This window comes from uncultured Capnocytophaga sp., assembly GCF_938029845.1.
Classification (GTDB): domain Bacteria; phylum Bacteroidota; class Bacteroidia; order Flavobacteriales; family Flavobacteriaceae; genus Capnocytophaga.
Map to the genome: position 1 here is coordinate 1 of NZ_CALHGG010000174.1, position 14,272 is coordinate 14,272.

General features: G+C 38.9%; 17 protein-coding genes. 6 read left to right on the forward strand and 11 right to left on the reverse strand.

The features are described from left to right. Positions 1-33: 33 nt before the first annotated feature. Together Q0625_RS13495 and Q0625_RS13500 are read right to left on the reverse strand one after the other, a co-directional pair. Complete coding sequence (locus Q0625_RS13495) at positions 34-222, reverse strand: hypothetical protein (protein ID WP_298828332.1); 189 nt, start codon at positions 220-222, stop codon at positions 34-36. Positions 223-262: 40 nt separating this feature from the next. Continuing rightward, the gene (locus Q0625_RS13500) at positions 263-1,057 is read right to left on the reverse strand and encodes a DUF2797 domain-containing protein (protein ID WP_298828335.1); all 795 of its coding nucleotides are present in this window, start codon (positions 1,055-1,057) and stop codon (positions 263-265) included. A gap of 82 nt (positions 1,058-1,139) precedes the next feature. Between Q0625_RS13500 and Q0625_RS13505 the strand changes: the two genes are divergently transcribed. The 6 genes from Q0625_RS13505 (at position 1,140) to thrC (ending at position 6,873) form a co-directional block, all read left to right on the forward strand. After that, on the forward strand, positions 1,140-2,660 hold the full coding sequence (locus tag Q0625_RS13505) for a GH3 auxin-responsive promoter family protein (RefSeq protein WP_298828338.1): 1,521 nt from the start codon (positions 1,140-1,142) through the stop codon (positions 2,658-2,660). An 88-nt stretch (positions 2,661-2,748) separates the two neighbouring features. Beyond that, the gene (locus tag Q0625_RS13510) at positions 2,749-3,237 is read left to right on the forward strand and encodes a hypothetical protein (protein WP_298828341.1); all 489 of its coding nucleotides are present in this window, start codon (positions 2,749-2,751) and stop codon (positions 3,235-3,237) included. A 303-nt stretch (positions 3,238-3,540) separates the two neighbouring features. Continuing rightward, entirely contained in the window at positions 3,541-3,987 is a 447-nt protein-coding gene (locus Q0625_RS13515) for a hypothetical protein (protein WP_298828343.1), read from the forward strand. 16 nt (positions 3,988-4,003) lie between these two features. After that, complete coding sequence (locus tag Q0625_RS13520) at positions 4,004-4,768, forward strand: hypothetical protein (protein ID WP_298828344.1); 765 nt, start codon at positions 4,004-4,006, stop codon at positions 4,766-4,768. Positions 4,769-4,974: 206 nt separating this feature from the next. Continuing rightward, positions 4,975-5,508 carry a hypothetical protein gene (locus tag Q0625_RS13525; protein ID WP_298828347.1) on the forward strand — a complete coding sequence of 178 codons (534 nt, stop codon included), beginning with the start codon at positions 4,975-4,977 and terminating at the stop codon, positions 5,506-5,508. 87 nt (positions 5,509-5,595) lie between these two features. Continuing rightward, a complete protein-coding gene (thrC, locus tag Q0625_RS13530) occupies positions 5,596-6,873 on the forward strand; it encodes a threonine synthase (RefSeq protein ID WP_298828350.1) in 1,278 nt (425 codons plus the stop codon). 3 nt (positions 6,874-6,876) lie between these two features. Here thrC and Q0625_RS13535 read toward each other — a convergent pair whose 3' ends face one another. The 9 genes from Q0625_RS13535 to Q0625_RS13575 all read right to left on the reverse strand — a co-directional run bounded on the left by Q0625_RS13535 (position 6,877) and on the right by Q0625_RS13575 (position 14,266). Then, positions 6,877-7,581, reverse strand: a complete 705-nt coding sequence (locus tag Q0625_RS13535) for a phosphoribosyltransferase family protein (protein WP_298828352.1) — start codon at positions 7,579-7,581, stop codon at positions 6,877-6,879. 77 nt (positions 7,582-7,658) lie between these two features. Then, positions 7,659-8,111 (reverse strand): 50S ribosomal protein L9, encoded by a 453-nt coding sequence (gene rplI / locus Q0625_RS13540; RefSeq protein ID WP_298828355.1) that lies wholly within the window; start codon positions 8,109-8,111, stop codon positions 7,659-7,661. Between the two features lie 16 nt (positions 8,112-8,127). Next, a complete protein-coding gene (gene rpsR / locus Q0625_RS13545) occupies positions 8,128-8,421 on the reverse strand; it encodes a 30S ribosomal protein S18 (RefSeq protein ID WP_002670530.1) in 294 nt (97 codons plus the stop codon). Between the two features lie 3 nt (positions 8,422-8,424). Beyond that, entirely contained in the window at positions 8,425-8,766 is a 342-nt protein-coding gene (gene rpsF, locus Q0625_RS13550; RefSeq protein ID WP_298828365.1) for a 30S ribosomal protein S6, read from the reverse strand. Between the two features lie 89 nt (positions 8,767-8,855). After that, positions 8,856-10,091 (reverse strand): esterase, encoded by a 1,236-nt coding sequence (locus Q0625_RS13555; RefSeq protein ID WP_298828368.1) that lies wholly within the window; start codon positions 10,089-10,091, stop codon positions 8,856-8,858. A 1-nt stretch (position 10,092) separates the two neighbouring features. Continuing rightward, complete coding sequence (locus Q0625_RS13560; protein WP_298828371.1) at positions 10,093-10,581, reverse strand: dihydrofolate reductase; 489 nt, start codon at positions 10,579-10,581, stop codon at positions 10,093-10,095. A gap of 194 nt (positions 10,582-10,775) precedes the next feature. Continuing rightward, on the reverse strand, positions 10,776-11,219 hold the full coding sequence (locus Q0625_RS13565; protein WP_298828373.1) for an SMI1/KNR4 family protein: 444 nt from the start codon (positions 11,217-11,219) through the stop codon (positions 10,776-10,778). Between the two features lie 192 nt (positions 11,220-11,411). Next, positions 11,412-12,782, reverse strand: a complete 1,371-nt coding sequence (locus tag Q0625_RS13570; protein WP_298828376.1) for a TlpA disulfide reductase family protein — start codon at positions 12,780-12,782, stop codon at positions 11,412-11,414. A gap of 35 nt (positions 12,783-12,817) precedes the next feature. Then, positions 12,818-14,266, reverse strand: a complete 1,449-nt coding sequence (locus tag Q0625_RS13575) for a RagB/SusD family nutrient uptake outer membrane protein (RefSeq protein WP_298828379.1) — start codon at positions 14,264-14,266, stop codon at positions 12,818-12,820. Between the last annotated feature and the right edge of the window lie 6 nt (positions 14,267-14,272).

The window sequence follows — 14,272 nt, forward strand, 5'->3', positions numbered from 1 at the left end:
TAAAGAATTTCAGCTCTTTTGTCAAGTACCTTATTATTTTTTGTCGTGTATTAAACCTACTGACAAAAGCTTATTTAAATCAGTCGTAGCTTCCTCAGAATAATAATTGAAAAAGCCAAAATGAAATCTTCCTAGCCAACAAACATAAATGTATTTATTGTTAGGTAGTATAATCTCATATACATTCCCATATTTTTTGGCTTTTCCTTTTTCTGTATTCATAATCTTTGATTACATCTCTGCCAGAGGCTGCCCCTTATCCTTAAAAACTAATTTCCACTACAAACCCCTCGTGTCCGCGTACATTAAATACTGTATTATCCTCAAAGAGGAGGTATTGCCCTTTGATTCCCATAAGCCTGCCCTGATATTGTAGGGTCTTGGGCATGGTGAGGCTTGTCACTTTGGTAGGATACCTAAGGACGGGATAGTTGATATGATAGATAGGTACTTCTTCGCTAAAGTAAGACAAGGTCTCTTGGGGTAGAAATGCTTTTAAGCCTTGTTTGATAATATTGAGATTCACTACTTGTAGGGTATTGGTCAGCATCTTCCGCCAATTGGTCTTATCAGAGATATGCGCCTTGAGGGCGACCTCCCCTATCCCCGCCAAGTAGCGGTTGGGCACCTCCAACATCACCAAAGCCTCATGAGCGCCTTGGTCTATCCAGCGGGTAGGCATCTGTGTTTTACGGGTAACCCCTACTTTTACCTCACTGGAGTTGGCCAAGTAAAGCAAGTGCGGTTGTAGCTGTACCTGCTGTTCGTAGGCCAAATCTCTGTCTTCTATACCCAGATGCGCCTTGCTCAGTTCTGGGCGGATGATCCACTCCCCCACCTCAGGAGCTTCAAAGAAACACTTCTTACAGAGTCCCTGCCTATAGATTTCCTTGGGTTGCCCACAGTGCAAGCAGTGGTAACCCGCAAAGCGCAAAGAGAGCTGTTGCCCTAATAGGTCGTTCATGGGTAGCTCTCCCTCTTCTAGGGAAAGGTAATACTGTACAGGCGTTTGCGCCTCGGTTCGCATTTTTCTTAAAACCGTTTGGTAGGTATTCATATTTTTTGTACTTTTACGTCCGCTATACTGATTGACAAAAGTAGTAAAAATAAACCAAACCCTGAACATTTTTTCTCAAAATATGGCTTTAACGATTATCCATTCCATTGCCTCTTGGTTTTTGCGCAAACGTATAGACCAGATAGAAGAATTCATCAAACGCCCTCACGAGGTACAGGAAAACGTATGTGCCAAGCTCTTAGAAGCTGCACAGAGTACCGAAATGGGTAAGCAATACGACTTTATTTCCATTCGCAACTATGAGGATTTTGCCTCGCGTATCCCTATCTCTATCTACGAGGATATAGAGCCTATGATAGAGCGTGCCCGCCGTGGAGAGCAGAACCTTTTTTGGCGTACCCCTATCAAGTGGTTTGCCAAGAGTAGTGGTACGACCAATGCCAAAAGCAAGTTTATCCCTGTAAGTGAAGAAGCCCTTCAGCATTGCCACTACAAGGCAGGGAAGGATATGCTTTGCTTGTACCTGAATAACAACCCCGACTCCAATCTATTTACAGGAAAGAGCCTACGCCTTGGGGGTAGTAAGGAGTTATATGAGGAAAATGGGACTATCTTTGGTGACTTATCCGCCATACTCATAGACAACCTGCCTTTCTGGGCAGAATTCAGCTGTACCCCCTCCACCAAGGTGTCCCTAATGAGTGAGTGGGAAGCCAAAATGAAGGCTATTGTAGCGGAATCCTCACGAGAGAATGTAACTAGCTTGGTAGGTGTTCCCTCATGGATGATGGTACTCTTAAGGCAGGCACTCGCCTATACAGGCAAAGAAAACATACTAGAGATATGGAAAAACTTAGAGGTATATTTCCACGGTGGAGTAAGCTTTGTCCCCTACCGAGAGCAATATAAGCAACTGATCCCCTCCGATACGGTGCGCTATTATGAGACCTACAATGCCTCTGAAGGTTTCTTTGCGATACAAGACAGAAACAACAGTGACGAAATGCTGCTGATGCTGGACTATGGCATTTTCTATGAGTTTATCCCTATGGACAGCTTTGGCACTCCTGCCCAGAAAGCCATTCCGCTATGGGAGGTAGAGGTAGGTAAGAACTATGCCATGGTCATCACCACCAATGCAGGGCTTTGGCGTTACCAGATAGGCGATACGGTACGCTTTACCTCCACCTCGCCCTATCGTATCAAGGTCACAGGACGTACCAAGCACCATATCAACGTATTTGGAGAAGAGCTTATCATAGAAAATACTGAGGAAGCCCTCAAAAGAGCCTGTCATGAACACTATTGTAACGTGATAGAATACACGGTAGCACCTATTTTCATGCAGGGCAACAAGAGCGGCGGACACGAATGGATCATTGAATTCGAAACCGCCCCTGAGGATATAGAAGCCTTTACCCGCACCCTAGACACTGCCCTGAAAGCCCTTAACTCGGATTACGAAGCCAAGCGCTATAACGATATGACCCTTGCTATGCCTAAGATTCATATTGCCCGAAAGAACCTCTTCCACGATTGGCTCAAAGAGAATGATAAGTTAGGAGGTCAACATAAGATTCCACGCCTTTCCAATAGTCGAGATTACTTCGAGGCAATCTGGAAGCTAAAGGATAGTAATTAAACTGAACCCTTTGAAACTTTTTCCGGTATCACCCAAGCAAAGAAAAGATAATGAGGCTCTTTTTAAGAGATATATAATAAAAATTACTATGAAGAAAAATATCACCAAAATACTAATTACATTAGGATTGTTGCTCTTTATTGTATTTGATATTATGTATCTTATAGGGTGTTATGTATCCGTAAAATTCCAAATAGAAGACCATATTAGCTCTACAACCACAGATGTAATATATAATTTCGCTGATAAAGTTGCCTTTTTTTCCATCATTAATGCTTTAATCATCTTCCTATTGGGGGGATATATTCTTTTCAGAAACAAGAGCAATACAGTTAAGAGAAAAAATAAGTCTATCCCTATTTTTGCTTGTATATACATTATCCTGCAATTATCTGTTGTATTTTATAGCTACTATGGATTAAAATCCAATAGTAAGCAAGATATAATAGAAACCAATGTTATGAAAAGTATAAATGATATGACCATAGGACTTTTTACATCTCTCATTTTTAGCTTGATTATATGTTGTTTTATGACACTATTTATCCATAAAAGACCTATAACTAATGATAAATAATTCAATAAAAGTCTTTTGGAAATATAATATTTCAATAGCCATTGTGCTTTTTGGAGTCTATCTTATAGCGGTTTGGGGACTTTTAAGGTATAATAATAGCAAGTTTGCCTATCCTATTCAGATTATATTGCCTATTACTGTCTTACAATTACTGATAAGTATCATTTTTTGTATATTATTCTGGAGAAAACACCGCAAAACGCGTAGCTTATGGCTCATTATGCTAATAGGGTTGCTGTTATTCTTAGAATTACTTTGTATTCCACTAATAGCTATGTATGGAATAGCTAAAAAATGATTTTTATGAAACCCCTTAGTATCTTGTTTTACTTCCTCTGCTTTCCTGCTTTTATGTATAGTCAAAATGAACCTTTTTTGAATGTAACACTAAGAGTACAAGAGCATACACCCCTTATGGAGATTAGAAATACCACTGCGGATACCATACAACTATTTTCTAAACTGAAAAAAGAAAGCAAAGAAGCAAGTACTCATATCTTGGGCTTTAGGAAAGAGGGAAAACGCTATATCGGAGGAGGATTAGATAACTGTTATGATTGCTCTGAGAACTATCTCTTTTTAGGAAATACTGAAAAACCTTACATAAAGATAGCACCACAGAGCAGTATCAGTACTTATTTTCCTTATTTATCCTCTGGAACCTATTATTTTGAGATACAAACTTTCTATATCTACCAGAAAAAGCGTTATGACTTGAAGGTAACAACCCCTGAAATCAATATCAACTAAATTTTCCTATAAGAATATGACAAAATACCTATACCTTTTCCTTATACCTTTCTTCTTGGGCTGCCTACAAAGGACAAAATTTGTAAAGAATACTCCCTTGCTCCCCAAAAAAGAAATAATTGTTCCCCAAAAAGATAGTCTCCCTACTATAGATTCATTAGCCAAGTATTATTCCTATAGCTCAGGGAACATAAATCCAAAAAATTTTGAAGAGGTTGTCTATGAGATTATTCAATGTTACAACAAAAAGGATACTACTGCGCTAAACAAACTCATACACCCCGATATTGGTTTGTATTTCTTGTACAAACCTGGGGGTGATGTCTATTGGGCAAACCAAAAACGGATATACCTCGACACGCTCTACCAAGAGAAGGAAAAAACTTTTATTGATGGATACAACCGAAAAGTATTGGCTATGGGAAAAATAGGCGTAGGAAAAGTACCTATTGAAAAAGTAACAGAAAATATCGCCCCTGACGAATACAGCTCACTCACAGGTATCTTTTTTGTTGCACACCCCGAAGCTCAGAAAAAACTATCTTATTACATAACAAGTTCTCTAAGCACCCTCCCTTTGACAGCAAAAGAAAAACAAGAAGCCCAAAGAGCTTTAAAAAAAGCTAAAGAAATAGAGAAAACTACCCGTTGTATTATGACAGCTTGGAAAGAAGTATCTTCTTTTAGTAATAGTACCTACACAAACCATTTTATTTTTTACGTGACAAAAATAAAAGAGAAATGGTACCTGACTATGATAGATTTTTCTTGGATTGCTTAGAAGAATCACATTGTCTGGTATAAAAATATTTCATCTCAATTTTATAATTCTTCATTATTTTCAGAAACAACTCATCATAATTATAAACCAATGCAATTATGTCCCCAAAAAGAAGAATCAAACACTATATTTTCGTATTTTTGTTTTCATTAGTTCTGTTTTCTTGTAAGAGAACAATCCCTGATACTACGTCTGATGAAAATGTATTGAGAAAAGATACTGTTATCACAAATATCCTCACCAGTGAAAAAGAAGATAAGGTTACAGAAGAGGAAAAAATTAATGATACAGAACTCTCCTCTTTTCTGGAAGAACTTCAAGTGTGCTTATCACAAGGACAGGTCACAAAAATTGCCGATACTATGGTACATTATCCCCTCAATGATGAAGGACCGCTTTATGAAATGCTATATGGAGATATAGTTTATAGAGATGACTTTACAACAGAAGACAAACCCATTGTCAGGGAAGACTTTATAAAAATCTACCATAAATTATTTCCTAGGAAGTATATAGCCCTTTTTGAGAAATTAAACATAGAGAAGATTGTCCAAGATAAAGAATTTGAGTGGTGGAATAAAGAAAAAACGGCTCTTATTGATTTTTCTTTCTTTACAGAGGATTCTTTTCAGATAAGTATCAGCTTTATGGAAGAGGACGTTATAGGGGGATATAGCATCAAATATCTTTTTAAGAAAATCAATGGAAATATTCTACTGTATTTGGTACGCAGTATATAATTTCTGCTCATGAAACAAATATAAGAAACACCTTGCAAAGCCGTCAGAAATATCTTATCTTTGTGCCTTAAAGAAAACTAACACATCATGAACTATTATAATATCAAGCATAAGGACGAGATAGTTTCCTTCAAAGAAGCTACCCTAAGAGGATTGGGAAAGGACAAAGGACTTTTTGTTCCCGAACATATCCCTACCCTACCTGCTTCTTTCTTTGAGGAAATTACTCAAAAAAGCAATATAGAAATCGCTACAGAGGCACTTTACCCCTATGTAAATGACAGTTTTAGCCGTGAAGAACTCCAAAAGGTCTTGGAAGAAGTCTTTGTCTTCGATACGCCTGTAAAAGAACTCTTAAGTAATACCTCTGTACTAGAGCTATTCCATGGACCTACCATGGCGTTCAAGGATGTAGGGGCACGCTTTATGGCGCGTTGCTTAGGCAAATTCTCCGATAAGGATAACCCTACTACGGTAGTGGTGGCTACCTCTGGCGATACAGGGAGTGCCGTAGCCAATGGCTTTTACAAAGTGGAGGGTGTAAGAGTGGTGATTCTTTTCCCCAAAGGAAAAGTAAGCCCTTTCCAAGAATACCAAATGACCTCCTTAGGAGCCAATATACAAGCCGTGGAAGTGGAAGGAACCTTTGACGACTGCCAAGCTCTTGTCAAGCAAGCCCTTTCCGATGCTTCCCTCAAGGCAGAACGTGTGCTAAGTAGTGCCAACTCCATCAATGTAGCCCGTTTTCTCCCCCAAATGCTTTACTACTTCTTCGCTTACAAGCAAGTAAAAGACCTCTTGGACGGTAAGGATTGGGTGCTGGCTGTACCTAGTGGAAACTTTGGTAACCTCACCGCTGGCCTATATGCCCACGCTATGGGACTACCTGTAAGCAAGTTTGTAGCCGCTAACAATGCCAATGATACCTTTGCCCTCTACCTACAAACAGGAAGCTATCAGGCCAAGGCCTCAGTGCCCACCCTCTCCAATGCCATGGACGTAGGAGATCCGAGCAACTTTGTACGTATACAAGAGCTATTTGGCTGCAACCTTGAGGCCATCCGTAAGATGATTACCGCTGTGGTCATCTCCGACAAAGAAACCTTGGACGAAATCGCTTATATACATAATACCTTAGGATATACTCTTGATCCTCATTCAGCAGTGGGGCACTTAGCTTTGCAAAAATCCCTACTTCCTTCCCAATACGGCACTGTACTAAGTACCGCCAGTCCTAAGAAGTTTGATGAGGTAATCCGCCAAGTAATTCCTAGTTTCCCTGTCCCAGAAGTGGATTTGAGTACTTGTCATAAAAAGAGCATAAGCAATTCATACGAAGCCTATAAGGATATACTCCTTAGTTAATTTTTATTCGTTATTACTATAAGCCATACAAGCAAAACTCACCTTAGCTCCTGTGGCTATCAGCAAGGCTGCACACTGGGCGAGGGTGGCTCCTGTGGTTACGATATCATCTACGATAAGGATATGCTTACCTGCGATCTGTTCTGAAGAGGTAAGAACAAAAGTTTCGGCAGTGGTTTTCTGTCGCTCTAGCCAGTGCTTTTTGGCCTGTGCGGAGTTGTAGGTTTGCTTGAGTAATATATCCTCACGATAAGGCACTTGCAAGGTTTTTGCAAGTGTTTCCCCAAAGAGTGTTACTTGATTGTAACCTCTTTTTTTCTTTTTCTTAGGATGTAGGGGAACCGGCAATACCAAGTCTACCCCGGCAAAATAGCCCGTTTGGGCAAGTTCGGTAGCGTACCACTGTCCTAGCCAAAGCCCTACCTGCTGCCTATCATGATACTTAAGAGCATGAATAAGCCGCTGAGATACCGCCCCCTTTTCATAATAGAGCAAGGCGGCTGCTTTCTGTACCACTACCCTGCCCCAGAACTTCCTTATCATAGGGTTACGCTCTTGAGAAAGTAGGTGAAAGTTTGTCTGCCTGAGCTCGTGGCGACAGGCTACACAGAGAAATTGTTCTTGATGGCTGATTATCTGACCACAACCCAAGCAATAGCGAGGGAATAGGAAAGCGCCTATATCCTTAAAAATAGAGAAGAAAGTCATAGGAGTAGGTTATATGAAAAAAACCACCTCACAAGGAGATGGTTTTCGCTTTAAATCCAAAATCTATGAATAAAACTTTAGTTGTTTTCGGCTACTATTTCAAAAGGTAAAGATACGATTACCTCTCTGTGCAAACGTACAGAAGCCTCATACTTACCTGTTTGCTTGATATTGCCACCTGCGATATAGATATATTTCTTATCTACTTGGTGTCCAGCCTTAAGGAGTTCTTCAGCAAGGTCATCGTGGTTTACAGAACCGAACAATTTGTTGCCTACTCCAGCCTTAGCAGCAATTTTTATTTCCAATTGTTGGAGTGCTTTGGCTAATTGTTTTGCGTCTTCAATAATTTTCTTTTCCTTGAAAGCTCTTTGTTTTAGGTTCTCAGCCAACACCTTTTTAGCAGAAGGAGTCGCTAGCTGAGCAAGGCCTTGAGGAATAAGATAATTACGCCCATATCCGTTCTTCACGGTTACTATATCGTCCTTGAACCCTAGGTTAGGGACATCATTTTTAAGTATAATTTCCATTGATTCCTTGAATTAATTATTTTAACAAATCGGCTACATAAGGCAATAGAGCTAAGTGACGAGCGCGCTTAACAGCTACTGCGATCTTTCGTTGAAACTTCAGAGAAGTACCTGTGATACGACGAGGCAACAACTTACCTTGTTCGTTAATAAATTTCAATAAGAAATCAGGGTCTTTGTAATCAATATATTTGATACCTAATTTTTTAAAACGGCAATATTTTTTATTTTTGTTGGTATCTATATTCAATGGGGTAAGATATCTGATATCTCCCTCTTTTTTTCCTTTTGCTTGTTGTTCGATAGACATGTTTTAGGCTTTTTTACTGTTCAACTTTGCTCTTCTTTTCTCAGCCCATGCAATAGCTTCTTTCTCGAGCTTTACAGTGAGGTAACGCATTACGCGCTCATCACGGCGGAATTCTACTTCAAAGCTTTCGATAATATCGCCTGGTGCTTTGAACTCAAATAAGTGATAAAATCCACTCTTCTTGTTTTGAATGGAATAGGCCAATTTCTTTAAGCCCCAATCTTCTTTTGCTACCATTTCAGCACCCTTTGAGGTTAAGAAATTTTCAAATTTCTCAACTGCTTCCTTTATCTGAGTTTCAGATAAAACGGGATTCAAAATGAAAACAGTTTCGTAATGATTCATAAAACTTTTTATTTAATTTGAGGTGCAAAGATATAACATTTTTGAATATGCACCAAATATATTTTGAACATTTTTCCTCGTTGCCCTATTTACTGCTGTCCTTCAGTAGGAGTTTGAGCGCTAGAATCCTCTGTTTCAGCAGGTTGTTCTTTTAGCTGTTCGCTTATAACAGCATCTCCTTTTTTAGCTTTTAGCTTACCTCGGTATTCTTTTTGGAGTTTTTCAAGGGTCTGGCTCACCAATTCCTTGGTTACAAAATCTATTTCCTTAGCTCCATAAGCACGCTGAAGTGAGCGAAAAGCCTTCTGTGGTTCCTGAATACGTTGGTAGTAATCTCCTTCTAAGTAGTCAGGTAGTGCTGTGTTCTTATAATAAGGCTTGATATACTTAACCAATATAGGGATGGACTCGAAATCCGCATTCTTGAGAATAGCAGCATAGATAGCCTTCACGTCCTCCAAGAGAGGTTCTTTGTCTATTCCATACAGGTCTTTGATTTTCTTATATTTATCTTCCAAGTACTGAGTTGTATTACTCTGAATCTTAAGCACCTTTTCAGCATATTCGCGCATGGTAATAGGGCGATATTCCTCAAAGAATAGGTTCAAAGCCTCGGAGATCCCCATAATAGAAACAGCACTAGTGGTAACTTGAGGAAAGGGTTGAGAGAAATAGAAGCTACGTTCCAACTTCTTGACACTCATAAGCTTGTCCAAGTCGGTTATTTTCTTTAAGGTTACATTGTCCTCGTCCTGAGTCCATCCAAGATAGTAAAAAATAGGCGTCTTGAAGGAAGCTAATTGTTCTGGGATAGAGTTAGTTATCTTCTCAGTCATATTAGGAGAGAGAGATATATAAGCGTTGAAAAGGGAATTTTCCTTGAGCAGATAGTAGTTGATAAAGTTAGCCCCTTCGCCATCGGCAATAATTCCTTTGAAACCATTGGTAGCATATTTGCTTTGTACATGTGGGATTACTACCTGCCCTACGAACTCAAAGAAAACAGCTGTATCGTTAAAAGGCACTCCTGTTTCCTGTGGTATGGTTACATCGTCTTCTTGGTTGTATATCCCCACAATAATAGAGGGAGGCACCTCACCTGTACGGGCGAAATAGCGTAGGCTTGTTACCGTAGGCTCCAGTAGTCGGCTGGCATTGAGCACTACAAAGAGTGGGTATTTTTGTCGTTTGTCATAGCCATCGGGTAGGACTATGGTTATCTTACGAGTATCATCCATATCCTTGGAGCCAAGGTTTTCGGAGATTATTTGTGCTCCCACTCGGGCAGAGAAGAGCACCAAAAGCGTTAGTAATAGCTTTTTCATCTTATAAAAGTTTATAGGTTTCGAAATAAAAGTCGTAGGGGTGCCTTTCGTCTTTGGGGTGAAAGTCTTGCCTTACGAGTTGCCACACTTGGAGGTCAATCTCTGGAAAGAAGGTATCCGCCTGAAAGTGCGCTTGTACACGTGTGAGTTCAAGGGTAGTTGCATAAGGCAATGCTAGCTTATACACCTCTCCCCCACCTATGACAAAGGGGTGTTCGTCCTGCTCATGAGCCACGGCAATGGCCTCCTGTATAGAGGATACCATTATACAATGTTCCCTCTGATAATTTTTGTCTCGAGAGAGTACAATATGAGTGCGCTTGGGAAGGAGCTTAGGAAGGGACTCCAAGGTTTTACGTCCCATAATCACACAATGCCCCATCGTAAGGTGCTTAAAGTGCTGAAAATCATCAGGCAAGTGCCATAGTAGTTGGTTTTCCTTGCCTATTCCATTGTCAAGGTCTAAGGCAGCTATGAGCGTTAAGGACATGGTTGTGCTTTTAGAACGAGGCAAATATACAATTATTTATTTATTTTTAACTCTTTAAAATGTTAAAGTTTCATCCGTTTGAAAAATATTTAGTTCCAAATAAAAAAGGCTGTCCGAAAAGTTTTTCTGGACAGCCTCTCTATCTCTGTTTGATAAATTCGCAAACCATTTCTTTTTGGAAATAAATAAACTTGCTATTTCAATAGTATGCTAAAAAAATGTTCTAAAAATTCTTGAAAGTTATTGGCATATAGATGATCTTCATTCATCATATAATCTCGAATGTAAACAGAATATTCATTAGCTTGACCTACTTCCTCAATTTTAAAGAAATAAGTCTCTTCATCCATCTCTAAGAAAGCCAATTCATCTTTTCGGAATAGATTATTTTGCAAATTTACTTGATAAGTATAATAAATATCAATATCAGCATCTTCTTGATATTCAGGTGGAGCAATAGTTTTAAAATCAATTCCACAGACAGAGATAAATTCATAGTTTAATAACATCTCTTTATAACTATCAGGCAAAGAAAAGCCTAATTTCTTTTTGGTTTGCTCTATCCAAGTTATATTTATAAAGCCTTTAGTTCCTACAACTATTCTATCTTTATACTTTTCAATAATAGATTGTATCATTTTCTACAATATTATTTAATGTGAGTTCGATATAACGAAAACTCCTTCGGATTTTCACAGATTTTCTATGTCTGTGTAATTGTACTGTTTCGATTTACACAGTTTTTTATAAGACCAAAGATCTTATTTATCTGTGAAAATCCATGGAGTCTGTGGGATAAAAAATATAATTTCGCTTACGCCGAACTCACATTATTTTAAGAGCTTTTCTAAGACTTCTGCCAATTGAGGATCAGAAGGGCGTGGGGCGTCGGGATCTATAATTCTTCCTTCTTTGTCTATAATCAAAAAAGTAGGTATTTGATTAATGGAATAATCTCGTATAAATTGAGACTCAAAAGCCTTATCAGCAATAAGCTGTACTCCTTTGAGTTCTCTTTCTTTTACTACCTTACGCCAAGCTTCTTTATCTTCATCTATGGAAATACTTACAAACTCTATATTTTTGCCCTTGAGCTTATCATGTAAGGCTTTTAGCGCAGGAATTTCAGCCAAACAAGGGCGACACCAAGTAGCCCATACATCTACATATACGAGTTTTCCTTTGAAATCAGAAAGGGAATTAGTACCCCCATTGGCATTTTCATAGTTGGTAAATACAGGAGAGGGAGCACCCACAGCCAATTTTGTAATTTTGTCATAGGTCAACTGAGCGGTTTGTTTGACTTCCTCTTCTTTGGAATTAGCCAATACAAAATCTAAGATTTCCTTATTCTTTGGATTACTTGGATGGATCATGGAAGCTAAGCCCTCTGCAAAATCAGAACGGATGTTTTCAGACTTGAGTGCTCCTATGGTCTTAATAAAGTTATCCAATTGAACTGGATCTTCAAGATCTCCTATTTGTTGGAAATATTTCCTTTGTACTAAGTCACTATAAGCTTCATTGGAGTCATATTCTTGTGCATTATCAAAATCAATTCCTTTTATTTCCTCATAAAAATCCTCTGGAAGTACAGGTTGGGTACCTACAAAGTAATTATAGGAATTAGGATAGTCTACCAAACACTCTGCAAACTTATATTCTATCCATTTTTGTTGTTTTTCGAGAAATTCTTTATCAAATTTGTAACTATTCAGCTTTGTTCTAAGCTTCTCAAAGTATTTTTTTATATTCTCCTTGAACACTTTTGGTTCCTGCTTGAAAAGTTCAGCATCAGAACGGAATATTTTATTATTAACTATTACTTCTCTTTCTAATAGATATTGATTTTTTTCTTTTTCTGTACCTGAAAGAACCGTCTTTTCCAAATCTTTATCGAAAGTTAGCTCCAAATTGGTTTGTTTGTCTAAATAGATAGGAATCTGTAATATAGAACTTTCGAAGAGGTAGTAATAATGGTTTTCTGTTATAGGCCGTATAGTATCTTGGAAAAAGCCACTGGGACTTACAGGAATTTCTTTAACGACTTCGTTGTTCTGTGCGAGCAATACTTTCTCAATTTCTCCAGGAGTAGATACCCTTCCCGAGATAATTGCATAGTTATCTTCTCCTTTTGTTGTTTTCTCACTACATGCAGCAAGCAAAGTCATGACAGTGAGTGTTGTAATGATTTTCTTCATGTTATTTTTGATATTTAATATGTTTCACTTAATGTTTAGTATCCCTCGTTTTGCTGTACTCCCTTACTATTAGGGCTCATTCTCTCCGTTTGAGGGATCGGGAAGGCAAAGAGTCTGTTAGGTACTGTTTTATTATTGCTTGGAGAAAAAGAGCCATCTATATTGCCCTGAGGAACCGTATCTCCCCAGCGCAATAAGTCCCAATAGCGGAAACCTTCACCCAAGAGTTCTCTTACGCGCTCCTTCTTGAGTTCATCCAAGGAGACGGAGGTAACCTCCGAAAGACCTCTCTGACCTCTTAGCTCGTTGTAGAGGGTCAGCGCTGTTTCATCATCTCCGCTGTGTAGGAGTGCTTCTATGGCGTTGAGCAATACCTCTTCATAACGAATTACCTTTATATTACTATTTCCTTCTAGGTCAGAGAATTTATCATTCAAGAAATACATATCTATACCAATGATATCATCTGTCTCTATCAAGGAAGCTCTTACATCGCCAGGTTCGTAAAGTTGTTGTGCCTGGCGAGACACTGCCATTTCGCCTGACCCTTTTGAGTTAATCAAATAGTCATAGGATTGAGTAGAGAGTGTACCATTAATCCCTACGGTAAGTTCGAATATACTATTAGGTGCATTTGCTTTTTGGAAAGAACTTTTCAGTTCAGAAGCAGAAGCTGACTGGTATATTCCTGAGAAGATTACATCTAGAGCACATCCAGCAGCTCTTGTCCATTCGCTTTTATACAAGTAATATCTTGATTGTAATGCTTTTACAGCCAAGGGGGAGATATAATTCCTGTGATCAGTATCTACCAAATTTTCCAAAGGAACCCCTTGTGAATGAGCTACTTGTTCAAATAATTCAATTGCTTTTTGGAAATCTGTCTCTATTTGGGACTCTGTTTGAGGAATAGTAGCTCTGGTGGAATGTGCATTGGCATCATAGCGTATCGGTAGCACTACCCCTAGAGTACCTCCAGCATATTTCTGTCCATAGAGTCGCAATAGGTCAAAGAATGCTAAGGCTCGTACAGTATAGGCCTGTGCCTTGAGTTTTTTTATTTCATTCGTTCTTTCTTGAGGTGTATTTCCCTCACCCCAAGGAAGATCATCTGGAGCATTGATCACAATATTGGCAGAAGCTACCACCTGATAGATGGTCTTCCAAGTAAACTCCGTAGGACCATAAGCATCTTGACCACTAAGGGTATAAGTAGCCACCTCTGTCAAGGAAGGTGAGTTAAAGAGGTAATGCATTTCATCCGAACGTATTTCGGCATAAGCTCTGTAATTACATCCCAAGTAGTTGGCATCCCTCATGCTTACATAAGCCCCCCTAAGAAGAGAAGAAAGCTGTTCTACAGAGGAAATGCCTTCGTCAGCTCTATCTTCTTGAAAGAATTGTGTCTCGGTAAATTCCTTACTACAAGAGGAAAATAGTATAAAGAAAACTATAAGTGCTAAGTGATAGATGTTCTTCTTCATTTTTTT

Excerpts from the sequence above, each read along its gene's own strand:
- Q0625_RS13495 (WP_298828332.1), bottom strand. The coding sequence starts at position 222 with ATGAATACAGAAAAAGGAAAAGCCAAAAAATATGGGAATGTATATGAG.
- Q0625_RS13500 (WP_298828335.1), bottom strand. The coding sequence starts at position 1,057 with ATGAATACCTACCAAACGGTTTTAAGAAAAATGCGAACCGAGGCGCAA.
- Q0625_RS13505 (WP_298828338.1), top strand. The coding sequence starts at position 1,140 with ATGGCTTTAACGATTATCCATTCCATTGCCTCTTGGTTTTTGCGCAAA.
- Q0625_RS13510 (WP_298828341.1), top strand. The coding sequence starts at position 2,749 with ATGAAGAAAAATATCACCAAAATACTAATTACATTAGGATTGTTGCTC.
- Q0625_RS13515 (WP_298828343.1), top strand. The coding sequence starts at position 3,541 with ATGAAACCCCTTAGTATCTTGTTTTACTTCCTCTGCTTTCCTGCTTTT.
- Q0625_RS13520 (WP_298828344.1), top strand. The coding sequence starts at position 4,004 with ATGACAAAATACCTATACCTTTTCCTTATACCTTTCTTCTTGGGCTGC.
- thrC (WP_298828350.1), top strand. The coding sequence starts at position 5,596 with ATGAACTATTATAATATCAAGCATAAGGACGAGATAGTTTCCTTCAAA.
- Q0625_RS13535 (WP_298828352.1), bottom strand. The coding sequence starts at position 7,581 with ATGACTTTCTTCTCTATTTTTAAGGATATAGGCGCTTTCCTATTCCCT.
- rplI (WP_298828355.1), bottom strand. The coding sequence starts at position 8,111 with ATGGAAATTATACTTAAAAATGATGTCCCTAACCTAGGGTTCAAGGAC.
- rpsR (WP_002670530.1), bottom strand. The coding sequence starts at position 8,421 with ATGTCTATCGAACAACAAGCAAAAGGAAAAAAAGAGGGAGATATCAGA.
- rpsF (WP_298828365.1), bottom strand. The coding sequence starts at position 8,766 with ATGAATCATTACGAAACTGTTTTCATTTTGAATCCCGTTTTATCTGAA.
- Q0625_RS13555 (WP_298828368.1), bottom strand. The coding sequence starts at position 10,091 with ATGAAAAAGCTATTACTAACGCTTTTGGTGCTCTTCTCTGCCCGAGTG.
- Q0625_RS13560 (WP_298828371.1), bottom strand. The coding sequence starts at position 10,581 with ATGTCCTTAACGCTCATAGCTGCCTTAGACCTTGACAATGGAATAGGC.
- Q0625_RS13565 (WP_298828373.1), bottom strand. The coding sequence starts at position 11,219 with ATGATACAATCTATTATTGAAAAGTATAAAGATAGAATAGTTGTAGGA.
- Q0625_RS13570 (WP_298828376.1), bottom strand. The coding sequence starts at position 12,782 with ATGAAGAAAATCATTACAACACTCACTGTCATGACTTTGCTTGCTGCA.
- Q0625_RS13575 (WP_298828379.1), bottom strand. The coding sequence starts at position 14,266 with ATGAAGAAGAACATCTATCACTTAGCACTTATAGTTTTCTTTATACTA.